We start from the raw sequence: 14,676 nt of genomic DNA, 5'->3' as shown, positions 1-14,676 counted from the left end.
ACTCCTGGCCGCGACTCACTCGAACCAGTGCCGCCGGAAGAAATAACCGGCGATGCCCAGTGCCATCGTGATGCACATCCCCACCACGCCCCAAAAGGCCCAAGGCTCGTGGGCAAAGGGGATGCCGTCGACGTTCATGCCGAGCAGGCCGGTGAGAAAGGTCAGCGGCAGGAACACCATCGCGACGATCGCGATCACCAGCGAGCGCTGATCGAGCAGTTCGCCGCGCAGATCGGTGAGCGTTTCGTGGGTCAGCGCGGCGCGTTCGCGGATGCTCTCGACTTCTTCCGCCATGCGCGCGGCGCGGTCGGCGGCGGCGGAGAGGTGCAGCCGATCGTCCTCGCGCAGCCAGTCGCCGGGCAGGCCCGCGAGCTTCTCGATCGCGGCGCGCTGCGGATTGAGGAAGCGGCGATAGCCGATCGCCTGGACCCGCACCTTGTTGACCATCCGACGGAGCTCGAAGGCGCGGTGCCCGGAAATCTGCTCCTCGCAATCGTCCAGCGAATCACCCAGTTCGGCGACGACGGGATCGAGTTCCTCGGTGATCGCCTGCGCGAAGGCGGCGATCAGATCGCCGGGATCGAGGATCTTGCCCTTCTCCACCTCCTCACGCACCGGCTGGAGCGCGGTCAGGTGCTTGCGCGTGACCGAGAAGACGCAGCCGCCCATGGCATAGATGCGGATCGAGGCGAGCGGATCCGACGCAGACGTCGCCTCGCTCGACAGCCCGCGAAGATTGATCACCGCGCCGTCGCCCACCGCGTCGCAGCGCGGGCGCGTCTCGGTCGCGGTCAGCGAGTCGATGACATAGGGCGACAGTTTCGCTTCGCCGCCCAGCCAGATCTGGGCACGCTCGTCATTGGTGGTGAGGTGAATCCAGGTCAGCCCACCATTCTGGCCCAGCGCCGCGCGCATCGTCGGCTGCTCGACCTTGCCGTCGTGCACGACATAGGCAAAGCCGCTCAACCCGCCATCTCCAGCCAGAGCGACAGGCCTTCGCCGGGATCGGCAGGCGGACGAGCGAAGATGCGCGCGGCATCGGCACGCGCGCGGTTGAGGATGGTGTCGGGCACGTCGCCTAGATGGAAAAGCCGGTCGGCCTGCGCAAGCAGCCGGGCGTGACGGAGGGTAAGGTCCTCGGGATCGCGCGACGTCAGCCGCAACGACACGAGCTTGGCCTGGGGTGCGGCGCCCTGCGCCAGCCAACGGTCGACATCGCCGTCACCCGCGAGCAGGTCGAGCATGCCCCCCTCGCCCAGTGCATCGGCAAGCGCGCGGCGGCGGGCACCGGCATCGGGCCAGCGCGCCTTCATTGCCGTCCGGCCGCTGCCCAGCCCCTTGGCGAGCGCGCCGAGGCTGGCCGGCAGCAGCGCCTCCAGCCGCTGGCGCAGCGCGGCCGCGAGTCCCGCCGAGACCCCGCCGGTGCCGATCGCGATCAGCACCGGATCGCGGTCGACGATCGCCGGCAAAGTGAAGTCGCACAGCTCTGGCCGGTCGACGCAATTGACCAGCACGCCGCGCGCCTTGAGCCGCGCGACCACGTCCTCGGGTTCGTCGAGCGCCACGATGGCGAGCGCGGCCGGCTCGCCCTCGCCCACCACCCGCGCGCCGGCGCGGTTGAGCAGGCGGCGCTTGGCGTCCGCCGGCTCGCCTTCGCCGACCAGAATCACCGGCCGCCCCGCCAGCTTGACGAACAGGGGCAGCGCGGCGAGCGTCACTTCAGCCAGTCCGGCACCTGCTCGGCGGCCATGATCTCCTCGGCGGAGATGCGGCCGGCGACGATGGCATAGCGATCGCCCGAGACGAGCACCTCGGGCACCAGCGGACGGCTATTGTACGTGCTTGCCATGGTCGCGCCATATGCGCCCGCAGTTTCCAGCACGGCGAGGTCGCCGGACTGTACCGCATCGATCTCGCGCGCCTTGACGAACACATCGGTGCTTTCGCACACCGGGCCGGCAACGTTGGCGACGAAGCGCTCGCCATTGGGCTTCACCGCCGCGAAGCCGTGATAGGCGTCGTACAGCGCCACCCGCGCGAGGTCGTTCATCGCCGCGTCGACCACCACCCAAGGATCGATCTGCCCCGGCTTTACCCACAGCACTTCGGTGACGAGCACGCCCGCGCTGCCGGCGATGGTGCGACCGGGCTCGAACATCAGCTCGACGTCCCAGTCCTTGGTCACCCGCGCGACCATCTCGGCGTACGCTTCCGGCGTCGGCGGCACCTCGCCGGGGCGATAGGCGACGCCCAGCCCGCCGCCGAGATCGACATGGGTGATGGTGTGGCCATTGCCGCGCAGCTCGGCAAGCAGCCGGCCGACCCGCTCGAATGCGGCCTCTAAGGGCGCAAGGCCGAGCAGCTGGCTGCCGATATGCACCGCGATGCCGTGGAGATCGAGGCCGGGGAGATTGCCGAGCCGATCGAAGATCGCCGGCGCCTCGCCGATCGGCAGGCCGAACTTGTTTTCCGCCTTGCCGGTCGAGATCTTCTCGTGCGTGCCGGCATCGACATCGGGGTTCACCCGCAGCGCCGCACGCGCGGTGAGCCCACGCTCGGCGGCGAGTGCCGCCAGCACTTCGCCTTCCTCGACCAGCTCGAGGTTGAACTGGCCGATGCCTGCCTCCAGCCCCTTGACCAGCTCGCGCCGGGTCTTGCCGACGCCGGAGAAGACGATGTCCTTGGGCGCCACGCCCGCCGCCAGCGCACGCGCCATCTCGCCGCCCGAGACGACATCGGCGCCGAAGCCCTCGTTCGCCAGCAGCTTGAGCACCGCGAGGTTGGGATTGGCCTTGATCGCGAAGGCGAGGTGGATCCGCCCCAGTGGCTTCAGCGCGTCGCGAAAGGCGCGGGCATTGGCCTGGAAGCGTTCGGTGGAATAGACATAGACGGGCGTACCCACCTCGGCGGCGATGCGCGCGAGGGGCAGCGATTCGACGTGCAGTTCGCCGTCGATCATCGAAAAATCGGTCATGAGCCTCTGGGTGCGGCGCGAATGGCCGCCAAAATCAGTTGGGTGGCAGGTCGAACTCGTCGCTCCGCCGCGCTTCGGACGCCTGGATCAGGTCGTCGCTGCGCGCCGGGCGAGTCTGCGCCGTGGGTTTGAGAAGATCGGGAGGCGTGGGCGTCGCCGCGGCGCCGTACGGCGCCACCGGCAGCGATGCCCCCGGCGGCGGGGCCAGGGCCTCGCGCACGCCGCAACCGCTCAGTGCCAGCCCCAAGGCCGGTACGGTGAGCAGCAGTCGCTTCCTCATGCTTCCTCCTCACGGCCCTTGCGCGCCGCTGCTATCGCCGCGCGAACCCGCGACGGTGCTGTGCCGCCGAAGCTGGTCCGGCTGTTCACCGATGCGTCGACGCTGAGAACGCCGTACACGCGTTCATCGATCCGTGCATCGATTTCCTGGAGCGCGTCGATCGGCAGCTGGTCGAGCCGGATGCCGTCGGCTTCTGCCTTCGCGACCGCGCGGCCGGTGATGTGGTGCGCCTCGCGGAACGGGATGCCGCCTTCGCGCACGAGCCAGTCGGCCAGGTCGGTGGCGGTCGAAAAGCCTGCCTCGGCCGCCGCACGCATCCGCTCCAGCCGGAAGGTCGCGCTCTCCACCATGCCGGTCATCGCCGCGATGCTGAGGCCGAGCAGGTCATGCGCCTCGAACACCGGCGGCTTGTCGTCCTGCATGTCCTTCGAATAGGCGAGCGGCAGGCCCTTCATCGTCATCATCAGGCTGACCAGCGCGCCGCTGATCCGTCCCGAATGTCCGCGGACCAGCTCGGCTGCGTCGGGATTGCGCTTCTGCGGCATGATCGAGCTGCCGGTCGACCATTGGTCGGACAGCGCGACGAAGCCGAAGGGCTGGCTCGCCCAGATCACGAATTCCTCGGCCAGCCGGCTGAGGTGGAGGCTGCACTGCGACGCAGCCGTTAGATAGTCGAGCGCGAAGTCGCGGTCGGACACCGAATCGAGAGAGTTGCGGGTCGGGCCGTCGAAGCCCAGCGCCTTTGCGGTCGCCTCGCGATCGAGGTTGAAGCCGGTCCCGGCCAGTGCCGCCGAGCCCAGCGGGCACAGGTTCATGCGGGCGCGGGCGTCCTTCAGCCGCGAGCGATCGCGCGCGAACATCTCGAAATAGGCCATCAGGTGATGGCCCAGCGTCACCGGCTGCGCGACCTGAAGATGGGTGAAGCCCGGCATCACGCTGTCGGCATGCTGCTCGGCCCGCGCCAGCAGCGCGTCCTGGAGCGCGCCCAGCGCCGCATCGGCCTGGTCGATCGCGTCGCGCACCCAGAGGCGGAAGTCGGTCGCGACCTGGTCGTTGCGCGAGCGCGCGGTATGGAGGCGACCCGCGACGGGGCCGATTGTCGCAGCCAGCCGGCTCTCGGAGAGCATGTGGATGTCTTCGAGCGCCAGATCCTCGGGCACGCCGTTGGCGGCGAATTCCTCGGCGACCTGGTCTAGCCCCGCGCCGATCGTGGCGGCGTCCTCCGCATCGACGATCCCCTGCTGGCCCAGCATCGCGACATGCGCCTTGGAGCCGCGCAGATCCTGCTGCCACATCCGCTTGTCGAAGGGGATCGAGGCGTTTATCTCGCGCATTACCGCGGACGGGCCTTCGGCGAAGCGCCCTCCCCACATGGAATTGGAGCTGTCCTTGCGCTCGGTGATCGGTCTTCTCCTTCTGGGCGCCCTCGCACTGGGCGCGTGCGATAAGCAATCGCAGCCGTCGCAGCAAGCGAACGAAACGTCCGCCCCGGCGAACGCCGCCGCGCCTGCGCCGGGCGGCACGGTCGACCGCAGCCACAAGGGCGAGGCGGCGCCGACGATTTCCTTCACCGACGCCGCGGGCAAGAAGACGACGCTGGCCGCCTTCAAGGGCAAGCCGGTGCTGCTCAACCTGTGGGCGACCTGGTGCGTGCCGTGCATCAAGGAGATGCCGACGCTGGATACGCTGGCGGGCAAGGCGGGCGACACGCTCGTGGTGCTGCCGCTCAGCCAGGATCTGAAGGGGATGGAAGTGGTCGGCCCGTTCTTCCAGAAGAACGGGTACAAGAACCTGAAGCCCTATCTGGATACCGACACCGCGTTCAGCGTGCAGCTGGGCGTCAATCTGCCGACGACGATCCTGTACGATTCGGCCGGCAAGGAAGTGTGGCGCGTGTCCGGCGAGTTCGACTGGGCGGGCGCTCAGGCTGCCAAGCTGATTGCGGAGGCGAAGTAAGCAAATCCTCCCCCAGCTCGCTGGGGGAGGATCTAGAGGGCCGCCAACAGCTCGCGCAGCCACGCCTCCGTCGCGTCCGCATGCGTCAGCGGCAGCATGTGTCCGCCGTCGACCAGCGTGACCTTGCACCCGGCAATCTCTCCCGCTGTCCGCTCGCCGTGCAGCGCCGGATCGAGCAGCGCATCCTGCCGGCCATAGAGGATGGACACGGGCAACCGGATCTCGCCGTACCGCGCGATCAGCGGCGGCATCGCCCGCTGCGCCATGCGGATCTCGAAGCTGCCCATCTGATAGGCGGACGCGCGCGCCGACAGCGCTCCGCCGCCCGCCGTCGCAAAATCCGCCGGGACCGGATCGGGCGCGAACACCGCTTCCGCCCCCTGGTTGCCGAACGCGACCGCCATCGGCACCGCGATCGTCCAGGCGAGCAGCTCGCGGACCCCCGGCGGCGCCATCAGTCCGCGAAACACCGCCGGCGGCTGGTCAACGATCTGGGTCAGCGGGGAGATCAGCGCCAGTGCGCCGGGCACTTCGGGCCGCTCGGTGGCAAGCGCCAGCGCCACCGCACCGCCCATCGAGTGCCCGACAACCAGCGGCTTCTCGAGGCCCAGCGTCTCGATCGCCTGCGCGATCATCCGCCCCTGCCGCGCGAGATCGGGCCGCGGCCCGGTGAGCCGCGAATGGCCCCAGCCGGGCCGGTCGACCAGGATCACCCGGTGGTCCTTCGCCAGCCGCCCGGCGAGCGAATGGCTGAAGTTGCGCAGCTGCGCCATGATCCCGTGGATCATCACGATCGCCGGCCCGGTGGCATCCTTCGGCCCCAGCTCGACGATATGCAACCGCGCGCCGTCGACATCTACGAACCGGCCGTCCGCCGGCACTATCGCTTCGGCCTTGCGACCCGCCCAGGCGGACCATCCTACCAGTCCGAGTACGCCGATGCCGGCCAATCCGAACGGTACCCGCATTGATCCATTCTTCCCCATCTGCGCCCCTCCGACCATCGTGCTAGCGTAGCAAAGAGCGAAGCGAGGGGGCAGGCGGTTCCGCCGGGCTAGTGCGCGAGCGGGAGCGTCACTCCGCGACCGGCGCCTCGCCCTCCTCGCGCTCCTGCGCCTGCCGCGCCCACATCTCGGCGTAGATCCCGCCTTCGCGCAGCAGCTCGGCATGGGTGCCCTGCTCGACCACCCGGCCCGCCTCCAGCACGATGATCCGGTCGGCATGGACCACGGTCGACAGCCGGTGCGCGATGACGATCGTGGTGCGGCCCTGCTCGATCGATTCGAGCGTCGCCTGGATGTCGGCCTCGGTGCGGCTGTCGAGCGCGCTGGTCGCCTCGTCGAGGATCAGGATCGGCGGGTTCTTCACCAGCGTCCGCGCGATCGCAACGCGCTGCTTCTCGCCGCCGGAAAGCTTGAGCCCGCGTTCGCCCACCCGCGTGTCGAGCCCGTCGGGCAGCGCCTGGATGAAGTTGGCGATCGAGGCGCCGCGCACTGCCTCGGCAATCTCCTCGGGCGTCGCGCCCTCGCGGCCATAGGCGATGTTGTAGCCGATCGTCTCGTTGAACAGCACCGTGTCCTGCGGCACGATCCCGATCGCGGCGCGCAGGCTGGCCTGGGTCACGGCGCGGATATCCTGCCCGTCGATGGTGATGCGCCCGCCGGTGACGTCGTAGAAACGGTACATCAGCCGTGCGAGCGTCGACTTGCCCGCGCCCGAGGGCCCGACCACCGCGACGGTCGCGCCGGCCGGGATGTCGAGATCGATCCCCTTCAGGATCTGGCGATCGGCGTCATAGCCGAACTGCACGCCCTCGAACCGGACATGCCCCTGCTGGATGGCCAGCGGCTGCGCGTCGCCCGCGTCCTTCACCTCGGCGCCGGTATCGAGCAGGTCGAACATCGCGCCCATGTCGATCACGCCCTGGCGGATCGTTCGATAGACCCAGCCGAGCATGTCGAGCGGGCGGAACAGCTGGCTGAGCAGCGTCGACACCAGCACCACGTCGCCCGGGGTGAAGCGGCCGGTGGACCAGCCGAACACGATCAGCGCCATGCCCGCGGCGAGCATCAGGTTGGTGATCACCGCCTGGCCGATATTGAGCCAGGCGAGCGAATTCTCGCTGGTGACGGCGGCGTTCATATAGGCCGTCATTGCCTTGTCGTAGCGCGCGCTCTCGCGGGCTTCGGCGTTGAAATACTTCACCGTCTCGAAGTTGAGCAGCGAATCGACCGCGTGCGCGACGGCGCCGGTATCCAGGTCGTTCATCTGCTCGCGCAGCTTCGAACGCCAGTCGGTCACCCAGCGGGTGAAGGCGATATAGATCACCACCATCGCCAGCGTGCCGGCGACCAGCCACCAGCCGAAGCGCGTGCCGAAGATGCCGAGAACCATGCCGAGCTCGAGGATAGTCGGCGCGATGTTGAACAGCAGGAAATAGAGCATCGTGTCGATGCTCTTGGTGCCGCGCTCGACCACCTTGGTGACCGCGCCGGTGCGGCGGTTGAGGTGGAAGCGCAGGGACAGCTGGTGGAGGTGGCGGAACACGTCCGAGGCGAGCCGACGGGTCGCGTCCTGCCCCACCCGCTCGAACACCGCGTTGCGGAGGTTGTCGAACAGCACCGTGCCCAGCCGCGCAGCGGCATAGCCGGTGACCAGTGCGACGATCAGCCACACCGCGTCGCGCGGACCCGAGGCCATCCGGTCGATCGCGCCCTGCAGCGCGAAGGGCGCGCCGTAAACCTGCACCAGCTTCGAGCAGAGCACGAGCAGCAGCGCGAGCACGATCCGCACCCGCAGCCCCGGCGCGTGGCGCGGCCAGAGGTACGGCAGGAAGCGCTTCATCGTGCCGAATATGGGCCGGTCGAGCGTGGCGGACGAGGTTTCGGGAGGCATCCGCCCTAATCTGGGACGCGCGGCCACGCGACGCAACCACGGGAACAGCGCGGAGGTCTGTCCGTTGAATCGGGCAGGAGGTCATCTGCTATGGACCAACTGCTCTACGTGCTGGCGATCATGGGCTGCAGCGACGATGCGCAGGCCTGCCGCCAGGTTCGACTGGAACCCGTCAACTATACGTCGCAGGTCGCCTGCCAGGAAGCCATGGAGGGCGCGCTTCGCCGCGCCACCGACGTCGACTATCCCGTCGTCCAGGCGGCATGCCAGCGGCGGAGCGAGCGACTGGTGTCACGCGAACCCCAGCAGCCGGTGACGGGCGGCTGACCCCTATTCGTGCGAGCGCCCGAAGTCCGGCCGGGCATCGTCCTGTCCCTGGTCGATGATTGAGCGGCGGATCGCGCGGGTGCGGCTGAACAGCTCGAACAGCTCGTCGCCCTTTCCCCAGCGGATCGCACGCTGAAGCGCGGTCAGGTCCTCGGTGAAGCGCTGGAGCATGTCGAGCACCGCCTCCCGGTTGTTGAGGAACACGTCGCGCCACATCGTCGGATCGGACGCGGCGATGCGGGTGAAGTCGCGGAAGCCGCCTGCCGAATATTTGATCACTTCGGACTGGGTGACTTCCTCCAGGTCCGAAGCGGTGCCGACGATGGTGTAGGCGATGAGGTGGGGCAGATGGCTGGTCACCGCGAGCACGCGGTCATGGTGCCCGGGCTCCATCGTCTCGACCATCGCGCCGAGCCGGCGCCAGAATTCGCTCACCCGCTCCACCGCGAGCGGATCGCTGGCCTCTGGCGGGGTGACGATGCACCAGCGATGGTGGAACAGCGAGGCGAAGCCGGCGGTCGGCCCACTATTTTCGGTCCCCGCCACCGGGTGGGCGGGAATGAAGGTCGCGTTCGGCAATGCTTCCCGTACCGCCTCGATTACGCTCAGCTTGGACGAGCCGACATCGCTCACGATCGCCTCCGCCGGCAGGTCGGCGGCGAACTCGGCCGCCACCGCGCCCATCGCGCCCACCGGCACGCAGAGGATCACCAGATCGGCATCGATCACCGAGGTGCCGGCGCTGTCCGCCACATCGTCGCACAGGTCGATCGCCACCGCCGTCTCGCGCACGGCCGGATCGGCGTCATAGCCGGTCACGCGCACGCTCGGCATGTGCTGGCGGATGCCGCGGGCGATCGACGAGCCGATCAGCCCGAGGCCGATCACCGTGACACGCGCGAAGGGCAGCATCAGGCGCCGAGCAAGCGGCGCAGCGAGGCCGCGACGCCCTTGATCTCTTCCTCGGTGCCGATGGTGATGCGCAGGCCGTGCGGCAGACCCTGGCCGGGCAGCCAGCGGACGATGTAGCCGTCCTCCATGAGGTGCTTGTAGGCCTGCTCGCCGGTCACCTCGCCCTCGAACAGGACGAGCTGGAAATTGGCCTTGGAGGGTACCGCGCGGACGCCCTTGTTGCCCATGCTCGCGATCTCGTCGGCAAACCACTGCCGCCACTGCGCATTGTGCGCGCGGCTGTGCGCGACGAAGTCCTTGTCGCCCAGCGCCGCGATCGCCGCACGACCCGCGCCGATGCTGAACGCGAAGGGCGCACGGATGCGGTGCATCGCGGCGATGATGTCAGGGTGCGCATAGCCCCAGCCGACCCGCTCCGACGCCAAGCCGAAGATCTTGGAGAAGGTGCGCGTCACCAGCACGTTGGTCTGGGTGCGGGCGAGCTCGAGCCCGCCATCGTCATCCTCGGGCGCGAGATATTCGGTGTATGCCTGGTCGAGCACCAACAGCACGCTCTTGGGGAGCGCGGCATGCAGCCGGGCGATCTCTTCGCGCGCCGTATAGGTGCCGGTGGGGTTGTTGGGGTTCGCCAGGAAGACGACCTTGGTCTTCTCGGTCACGCAGGCGAGGATCGCGTCGACATCGGTCGCATAGTCGCGATCGGGCGCCACCACCGGCGTCGCGCCGACGCGGCGGGCGGCGATGTCGTACACCGCGAAGCCGTAGCGAACGTAGATGATCTCGTCGCCCACGCCGGCGAACGCACCGGCGGCGAGGTGCAGCACCTCGTCCGAGCCGGTGCCGTAGACGATCCGCTCGGGCTCCACGCCGTAATGTGCGCCCAGCGCCTCGCGCAGCGCGACCGCGCCGGCATCGGGGTAACGCTCCAGCTCGGTCGCGGTGGCGGCATAGGCGTCGCGCGCGGCCTGGGGCGTGCCGAACGGATTCTCGTTCGACGAGAGTTTGGCGGCGGGCTTGCCCGAATCGGTGGTGGCGCGGCCCGGGACATAGGGGGCGATGGCCATCACCCAGGGCTTGGGGACGGGTGCGTTCATGGGCCGGGGGATTGAAGGAATGGCGGCCGATTGGCAAGCCGTGCGGCGGGGAAGCTTGAACGCGCGGCCCGCTCCGCCTAACCGCCGGATATGTCCGATGATCCGCGTTTCGGCCTTCGCCGCTCGGTAACGCTGCCGGGGCCGTTGCGCCTCGACGGCGGCGTGCTGTTCTCGCCGGTCGACATCGCCTACGAAACCTATGGCACGCTCAACGCGCAAGCGAGCAACGCCATCCTCGTCTGCCATGCGCTGACCGGCGACCAACACCTCGCCTCCGAGCATCCCGTCACCGGCAAGCCCGGCTGGTGGGCGCGCATGGTGGGGCCGGGCAAGCCGATCGATACCAACCGCTGGTTCGTGATCTGCTCGAACGTGCTGGGCAGCTGCCTCGGCTCCTCGGGCCCGGCGACGATCAACCCGGCGACCGGCCAGCCCTGGGGCATGCAGTTCCCGGTCATCACCATCCGCGACATGGTGCGCGCGCAAGCCATGCTGCTCGACCATCTCGGCGTGGACCGGCTGTTCGCAGTCGTCGGCGGGTCGATGGGGGGCATGCAGGCGCTGAGCTGGGCGGCTACCTTCCCCGAGCGTGTCCGCGCCGCGGTGGTGATCGCCTCGGCCGCGCGGCATTCGGCGCAGAACATCGCTTTCCACGAAGTCGGCCGCCAAGCGATCATGGCCGACCCCAAGTGGCGCGGCGGCGCCTATTACGAGGCGCAGGATCCCCCCGCTGCCGGGCTCGCGGTCGCGCGGATGGCGGCGCACATCACCTATCTGTCCGAAGCGGGACTCACCGCCAAGTTCGGGCGCAAGCTCCAGAGCCGCGAGGCCAAGACCTTCGGCTTCGATGCCGACTTCCAGGTGGAAAGCTATCTGCGCCACCAGGGGCTGGCGTTCGTCGACCGGTTCGACGCCAACTCGTACCTCTACATCACCCGGGCGCTCGATTATTTCGATCTTGCCGAGGAACATGGCGGGCTGCTCGCCAACGCGTTCCGCGCGTCCCAGGCACGCTTCTGCGTGGTCAGCTTCGACACCGACTGGCTCTACCCCACGGCGGAGTCTCGCAGCATCGCCCATGCGCTCAACGCTGCGGGGGCGCCGGCCAGCTTCGTCGAGCTGAGCTCGCCCTTCGGCCACGACGCCTTCCTGCTGGAGAGCCCGGAGCTCGACCGCGTGATCGGCGGCTTCCTCGCCGCGGGAGATCGCCCATGACCCTCCGTCCCGACCTTGCGATCATCGCGAGCCATGTGGATCGCGGCGCGCGGATCCTCGACGTGGGCTGCGGCGACGGCGCGCTCATGGCGGCGCTCCGCGACGACCGCGGCTGCGACGCACGCGGGCTGGAGCTGGAGCCGACCAACGTCGCCGCCGCGGTGGGCCGCGGCCTGTCGGTGATCCAGGGCGACGCCGATACCGACCTTGCCGACTATCCCGACGACAGCTTCGATTACGCCATCCTCAGCCAGACGCTGCAGACCACGCGGCGGCCCGACTGGGTGCTGGAGCAGCTGCTGCGGATCGGCCGCCACGCCTTCGTCTCCTTCCCTAACTTCGCGCATTGGCGGGTACGCGCCTCGCTGCTGTTCGGCGGCCGTATGCCGGTGACGCGGCTGCTGCCGATCGCCTGGTACGCGACGCCCAATATCCACCATGTCACCATCGACGATTTCCGCGCGCTGGTGAAGGAACGCGGCATCGCCATCGAGGGCGCCTGGTTCCTCTCCGGCGACCAGCAGACCGGCTCGGGGCTCGCCAACCTCCTGGCGGAACACGCCGTCTTCCTGTTGAGGCACGACCGATGACCGACGTCACCCTGCTTTCCGCCCATGCGGCCTATCGCGACGATATCGGCGACCTCGTCACCCGCCGCCCGGTGCCGGGGCCGGGGCTGGAGCAGATCGGCGCCTTCCTGTTCCTCAACCATCACGGCCCGCAGACCTACCGCCCGAACAATGCCGGCCTGCCCTTCGGCCCGCACCCGCATCGCGGCTTCGAGACGGTGACCTTCATCCTCGAAGGCTCGCTCGCCCACACCGATTCGGCCGGGCACGAAAGCATCATCCGCGCCGGCGGCGTGCAGTGGATGACCGCGGGGCGCGGGATCGTTCATGCCGAGGTCTCGCCGACCGAATTCAAGCGCGATGGCGGGCCGATGGAGATCCTCCAGCTCTGGGTGAACCTGCCGAGCCGGCTCAAGATGACCGCGCCGCGCTATGTCGGGCTGCAGGCGGAGGCGTTTCCGGGCGTGGCGGCGGGGGACGGCGCGACGGTGCACCTCGTCTCGGGCGAGTTCGGCGGCCGAACCGGCCCGATCGAGTCGCTGACCGGCGTGTTCCTGTGCTGGGCCGAACTGGCGGCAGGCGCGACGCTGACCTTCGACGGGCTCGCGGGCCGCGACCTGTTCCTCTACGCTGTGCGCGGAAGCGTGAAGCTGGGCGATCGCCCGCTGCCGAACTGGCATCTCGCCAGCCTCTCGGCCGGCGACACGCTGACGATTACCGCCGACGAACCCGCGCTGATCCTGTTCGGCCATGCCGCGCCGATCCCCGAGCCGGTGGTCGCCCACGGCCCGTTCGTGATGAACAGCGTGCAGGAAATTCACCAGGCCTATGCCGATTACCAGCGCGGGGCTTTCGGTGTGGCGGAGATCGTGGCGGGCTGAGCCCGCATTCCCCTCCCGCTTGCGGGAGGGGTTAGGGGAGGGGCTGAAAGCCGCCTCGCCCCAACTTCCACGTCAGTCCCTCCCCCGACCCCTCCCGCAAGCGGGAGGGGGGAAGAGGGTGCACATCAATGCGCCGCCTGCTCGCCGCGGACGATGCCGCTCTTGCCGAGCTGGTCGTCGATTTGCGCCATCAGGCGATCCAGACCCTCCTGGCTCTTCGCTTCGGCGCGTGCCACCAGCACGTCCTGGGTGTTCGACGCACGCAGCAGCCACCAGCCGTCATCGGTGTTGACCCGCGCGCCATCGGTACGATCCACCTCGGCGCCGTCCGCCTCGAGCCGGTCAAGCACTTCCTCGACGACCGGGAACTTGCGGCTCTCGTCGACCTGGAAGCGCATCTCCGGCGTGTTGACCATCGCCGGCATCTCATCCTTGAGCTGGGTGAGCGACTTGCCGATCACATGCACCGCCTGGATCAGGCGGATCGCGGCGTACTGGGCGTCGTCGAAGCCGTAATAGTCCTGCGCGAAGAAGATATGGCCGCTCATCTCGCCGGCGAGCGGAGCGCCGGTTTCCTTCATCTTGGTCTTGATCAGGCTGTGGCCGGTCTTCCACATCACCGGCTTGCCGCCCAGCTCCGCGATCCGGTCGTACAGCGCCTGGCTGGCCTTGACGTCGGCGATGATCGTCGCACCCGGATCGATGCGGAGCACCGGCTCGGCGAGGATCGAGAGCAGCTGGTCGCCCCACACCACCCGGCCCTGACCGTCGATCGCGCCCAGGCGATCGCCGTCGCCGTCGAAAGCCAGACCGAAATCGAGGTTCTTCTCGGCGACCAGCTTCTTCAGATCGGCGAGATTCTTCTCTTCGGTAGGATCGGGATGATGGTTGGGGAAATTACCGTCCACATCGGTGAACAGCGTATGGTGCTCACCCGGCAGCAGCTTGACGAGCTTCTCGATCACCGGGCCGGCGGCGCCGTTGCCGGCGTCCCAGCCGATCTTGTACGATCCGCCGGCATAGCCCGCGATCAGGCGGCTGACATAGAGATCCTCGATGTCCGCGTCGGTCACCGTCTCGGTGCCGTCGCCCGCGTCCCAATCGCCTTCCGCCGCCATCTTGCCCAGCGTCTGGATGTCCTGGCCGAAGAACGAGCGGTGCTGGAACACCATCTTGAAGCCATTGTAGTTGCCGGGATTGTGGCTGCCGGTAATCTGGATGCCGCCATCCACCTCCAGCGTTGCCTCGGCATAATATAGCATCGGCGTCGGGCCCATGCCGGTGCGCACCACGTCGCAGCCCGAGGCGGTCAGGCCCTCGATCAGCGCGGCCTCGAGCATCGGCGAGGAAACGCGGCCGTCGCGGCCCACCGCCACGCGGCGGCCGCCGGCGCGGCGCAGCAGCGTCGCGAAGCCGCGGCCGATCGCCCGCGCGTCGTCCGGACCCAGCGTCTTCCCCACGATTCCACGGATGTCGTATTCGCGCAGCGACGTCGGATCGAAACGGTGCGTCATGTAAGCCCTCCCGAAGGTAAAGATGCGCGCCTCTTCCGCGACTCGAAACCAAGTTTCAA

15 protein-coding genes are annotated in these 14,676 nt (G+C 68.7%); 5 read left to right on the top strand and 10 right to left on the bottom strand.

Annotated elements, in window-relative coordinates:
* Window positions 1–15: 15 nt before the first annotated feature.
* The 5 genes from RT655_RS11590 to argH are packed head-to-tail and all read right to left on the bottom strand — an operon-like array spanning window position 16 to window position 4,627.
* Entirely contained in the window at window positions 16–966 is a 951-nt protein-coding gene (locus RT655_RS11590) for a zinc transporter ZntB (RefSeq protein WP_313536787.1), read from the bottom strand.
* The gene (locus tag RT655_RS11585; RefSeq protein ID WP_313536786.1) at window positions 963–1,718 is read right to left on the bottom strand and encodes an NAD(P)-dependent oxidoreductase; all 756 of its coding nucleotides are present in this window, start codon (window positions 1,716–1,718) and stop codon (window positions 963–965) included. Before RT655_RS11585 ends, RT655_RS11590 begins: the two co-directional genes overlap by 4 nt.
* Entirely contained in the window at window positions 1,715–2,974 is a 1,260-nt protein-coding gene (gene lysA, locus RT655_RS11580) for a diaminopimelate decarboxylase (protein ID WP_313536785.1), read from the bottom strand. Before lysA ends, RT655_RS11585 begins: the two co-directional genes overlap by 4 nt.
* A gap of 34 nt (window positions 2,975–3,008) precedes the next feature.
* A complete protein-coding gene (locus tag RT655_RS11575; protein ID WP_066727043.1) occupies window positions 3,009–3,254 on the bottom strand; it encodes a hypothetical protein in 246 nt (81 codons plus the stop codon).
* On the bottom strand, window positions 3,251–4,627 hold the full coding sequence (argH, locus tag RT655_RS11570; RefSeq protein WP_313536784.1) for an argininosuccinate lyase: 1,377 nt from the start codon (window positions 4,625–4,627) through the stop codon (window positions 3,251–3,253). Before argH ends, RT655_RS11575 begins: the two co-directional genes overlap by 4 nt.
* Here argH and RT655_RS11565 point away from each other — a divergent pair.
* Complete coding sequence (locus RT655_RS11565) at window positions 4,626–5,210, top strand: TlpA disulfide reductase family protein (protein ID WP_313536783.1); 585 nt, start codon at window positions 4,626–4,628, stop codon at window positions 5,208–5,210. The genes argH and RT655_RS11565 overlap by 2 nt on opposite strands.
* 32 nt (window positions 5,211–5,242) lie before the next feature.
* On the opposite strand, the gene RT655_RS11560 is transcribed toward RT655_RS11565, so the two are convergent.
* Together RT655_RS11560 and RT655_RS11555 are read right to left on the bottom strand one after the other, a co-directional pair.
* A complete protein-coding gene (locus RT655_RS11560; protein WP_313536782.1) occupies window positions 5,243–6,178 on the bottom strand; it encodes an alpha/beta hydrolase in 936 nt (311 codons plus the stop codon).
* A gap of 106 nt (window positions 6,179–6,284) precedes the next feature.
* Window positions 6,285–8,105 carry an ABC transporter ATP-binding protein/permease gene (locus RT655_RS11555; protein ID WP_313536781.1) on the bottom strand — a complete coding sequence of 607 codons (1,821 nt, stop codon included), beginning with the start codon at window positions 8,103–8,105 and terminating at the stop codon, window positions 6,285–6,287.
* Window positions 8,106–8,195: 90 nt separating this feature from the next.
* Between RT655_RS11555 and RT655_RS11550 the strand changes: the two genes are divergently transcribed.
* Window positions 8,196–8,432: a hypothetical protein gene (locus RT655_RS11550; RefSeq protein ID WP_141987744.1), complete on the top strand. Its 237-nt coding sequence runs from the start codon at window positions 8,196–8,198 to the stop codon at window positions 8,430–8,432.
* A 3-nt stretch (window positions 8,433–8,435) separates the two neighbouring features.
* On the opposite strand, the gene RT655_RS11545 is transcribed toward RT655_RS11550, so the two are convergent.
* Both RT655_RS11545 and hisC read right to left on the bottom strand, forming a co-directional pair.
* Complete coding sequence (locus RT655_RS11545; RefSeq protein ID WP_313536780.1) at window positions 8,436–9,344, bottom strand: prephenate/arogenate dehydrogenase family protein; 909 nt, start codon at window positions 9,342–9,344, stop codon at window positions 8,436–8,438.
* Window positions 9,344–10,438: a histidinol-phosphate transaminase gene (hisC, locus tag RT655_RS11540; RefSeq protein WP_313536779.1), complete on the bottom strand. Its 1,095-nt coding sequence runs from the start codon at window positions 10,436–10,438 to the stop codon at window positions 9,344–9,346. Before hisC ends, RT655_RS11545 begins: the two co-directional genes overlap by 1 nt.
* A gap of 90 nt (window positions 10,439–10,528) precedes the next feature.
* On the opposite strand from hisC, the gene RT655_RS11535 reads away from it, so the two are divergent.
* Genes RT655_RS11535 through RT655_RS11525 form a run of 3 tightly spaced genes read left to right on the top strand, consistent with a single transcriptional unit; the run spans window position 10,529 to window position 13,103 of the window.
* Complete coding sequence (locus RT655_RS11535; RefSeq protein ID WP_313536777.1) at window positions 10,529–11,653, top strand: homoserine O-acetyltransferase; 1,125 nt, start codon at window positions 10,529–10,531, stop codon at window positions 11,651–11,653.
* Entirely contained in the window at window positions 11,650–12,243 is a 594-nt protein-coding gene (gene metW / locus RT655_RS11530) for a methionine biosynthesis protein MetW (protein ID WP_313536776.1), read from the top strand. Before RT655_RS11535 ends, metW begins: the two co-directional genes overlap by 4 nt.
* Window positions 12,240–13,103 (top strand): pirin family protein, encoded by an 864-nt coding sequence (locus RT655_RS11525; protein ID WP_313536775.1) that lies wholly within the window; start codon window positions 12,240–12,242, stop codon window positions 13,101–13,103. The genes metW and RT655_RS11525 overlap by 4 nt, the downstream gene beginning before the upstream one ends.
* Before the next feature lie 125 nt (window positions 13,104–13,228).
* Here RT655_RS11525 and pgmG read toward each other — a convergent pair whose 3' ends face one another.
* A complete protein-coding gene (gene pgmG, locus RT655_RS11520; RefSeq protein WP_313536774.1) occupies window positions 13,229–14,617 on the bottom strand; it encodes a phosphoglucomutase/phosphomannomutase PgmG in 1,389 nt (462 codons plus the stop codon).
* Between the last annotated feature and the right edge of the window lie 59 nt (window positions 14,618–14,676).

Source organism: Sphingomonas sp., assembly GCF_032114135.1.
GTDB lineage: Bacteria > Pseudomonadota > Alphaproteobacteria > Sphingomonadales > Sphingomonadaceae > Sphingomonas.
Note: the sequence above shows the minus strand (reverse complement) of the source record. Positions and strands in the feature narration are given on the sequence as shown.

Excerpts from the sequence above, each read along its gene's own strand:
- lysA (WP_313536785.1), bottom strand. The coding sequence starts at position 2,974 with ATGACCGATTTTTCGATGATCGACGGCGAACTGCACGTCGAATCGCTG.
- RT655_RS11575 (WP_066727043.1), bottom strand. The coding sequence starts at position 3,254 with ATGAGGAAGCGACTGCTGCTCACCGTACCGGCCTTGGGGCTGGCACTG.
- RT655_RS11565 (WP_313536783.1), top strand. The coding sequence starts at position 4,626 with ATGGAATTGGAGCTGTCCTTGCGCTCGGTGATCGGTCTTCTCCTTCTG.
- argH (WP_313536784.1), bottom strand. The coding sequence starts at position 4,627 with ATGTGGGGAGGGCGCTTCGCCGAAGGCCCGTCCGCGGTAATGCGCGAG.
- RT655_RS11560 (WP_313536782.1), bottom strand. The coding sequence starts at position 6,178 with ATGCGGGTACCGTTCGGATTGGCCGGCATCGGCGTACTCGGACTGGTA.
- RT655_RS11555 (WP_313536781.1), bottom strand. The coding sequence starts at position 8,105 with ATGCCTCCCGAAACCTCGTCCGCCACGCTCGACCGGCCCATATTCGGC.
- RT655_RS11550 (WP_141987744.1), top strand. The coding sequence starts at position 8,196 with ATGGACCAACTGCTCTACGTGCTGGCGATCATGGGCTGCAGCGACGAT.
- RT655_RS11545 (WP_313536780.1), bottom strand. The coding sequence starts at position 9,344 with ATGCTGCCCTTCGCGCGTGTCACGGTGATCGGCCTCGGGCTGATCGGC.
- hisC (WP_313536779.1), bottom strand. The coding sequence starts at position 10,438 with ATGAACGCACCCGTCCCCAAGCCCTGGGTGATGGCCATCGCCCCCTAT.
- RT655_RS11535 (WP_313536777.1), top strand. The coding sequence starts at position 10,529 with ATGTCCGATGATCCGCGTTTCGGCCTTCGCCGCTCGGTAACGCTGCCG.
- metW (WP_313536776.1), top strand. The coding sequence starts at position 11,650 with ATGACCCTCCGTCCCGACCTTGCGATCATCGCGAGCCATGTGGATCGC.
- RT655_RS11525 (WP_313536775.1), top strand. The coding sequence starts at position 12,240 with ATGACCGACGTCACCCTGCTTTCCGCCCATGCGGCCTATCGCGACGAT.
- pgmG (WP_313536774.1), bottom strand. The coding sequence starts at position 14,617 with ATGACGCACCGTTTCGATCCGACGTCGCTGCGCGAATACGACATCCGT.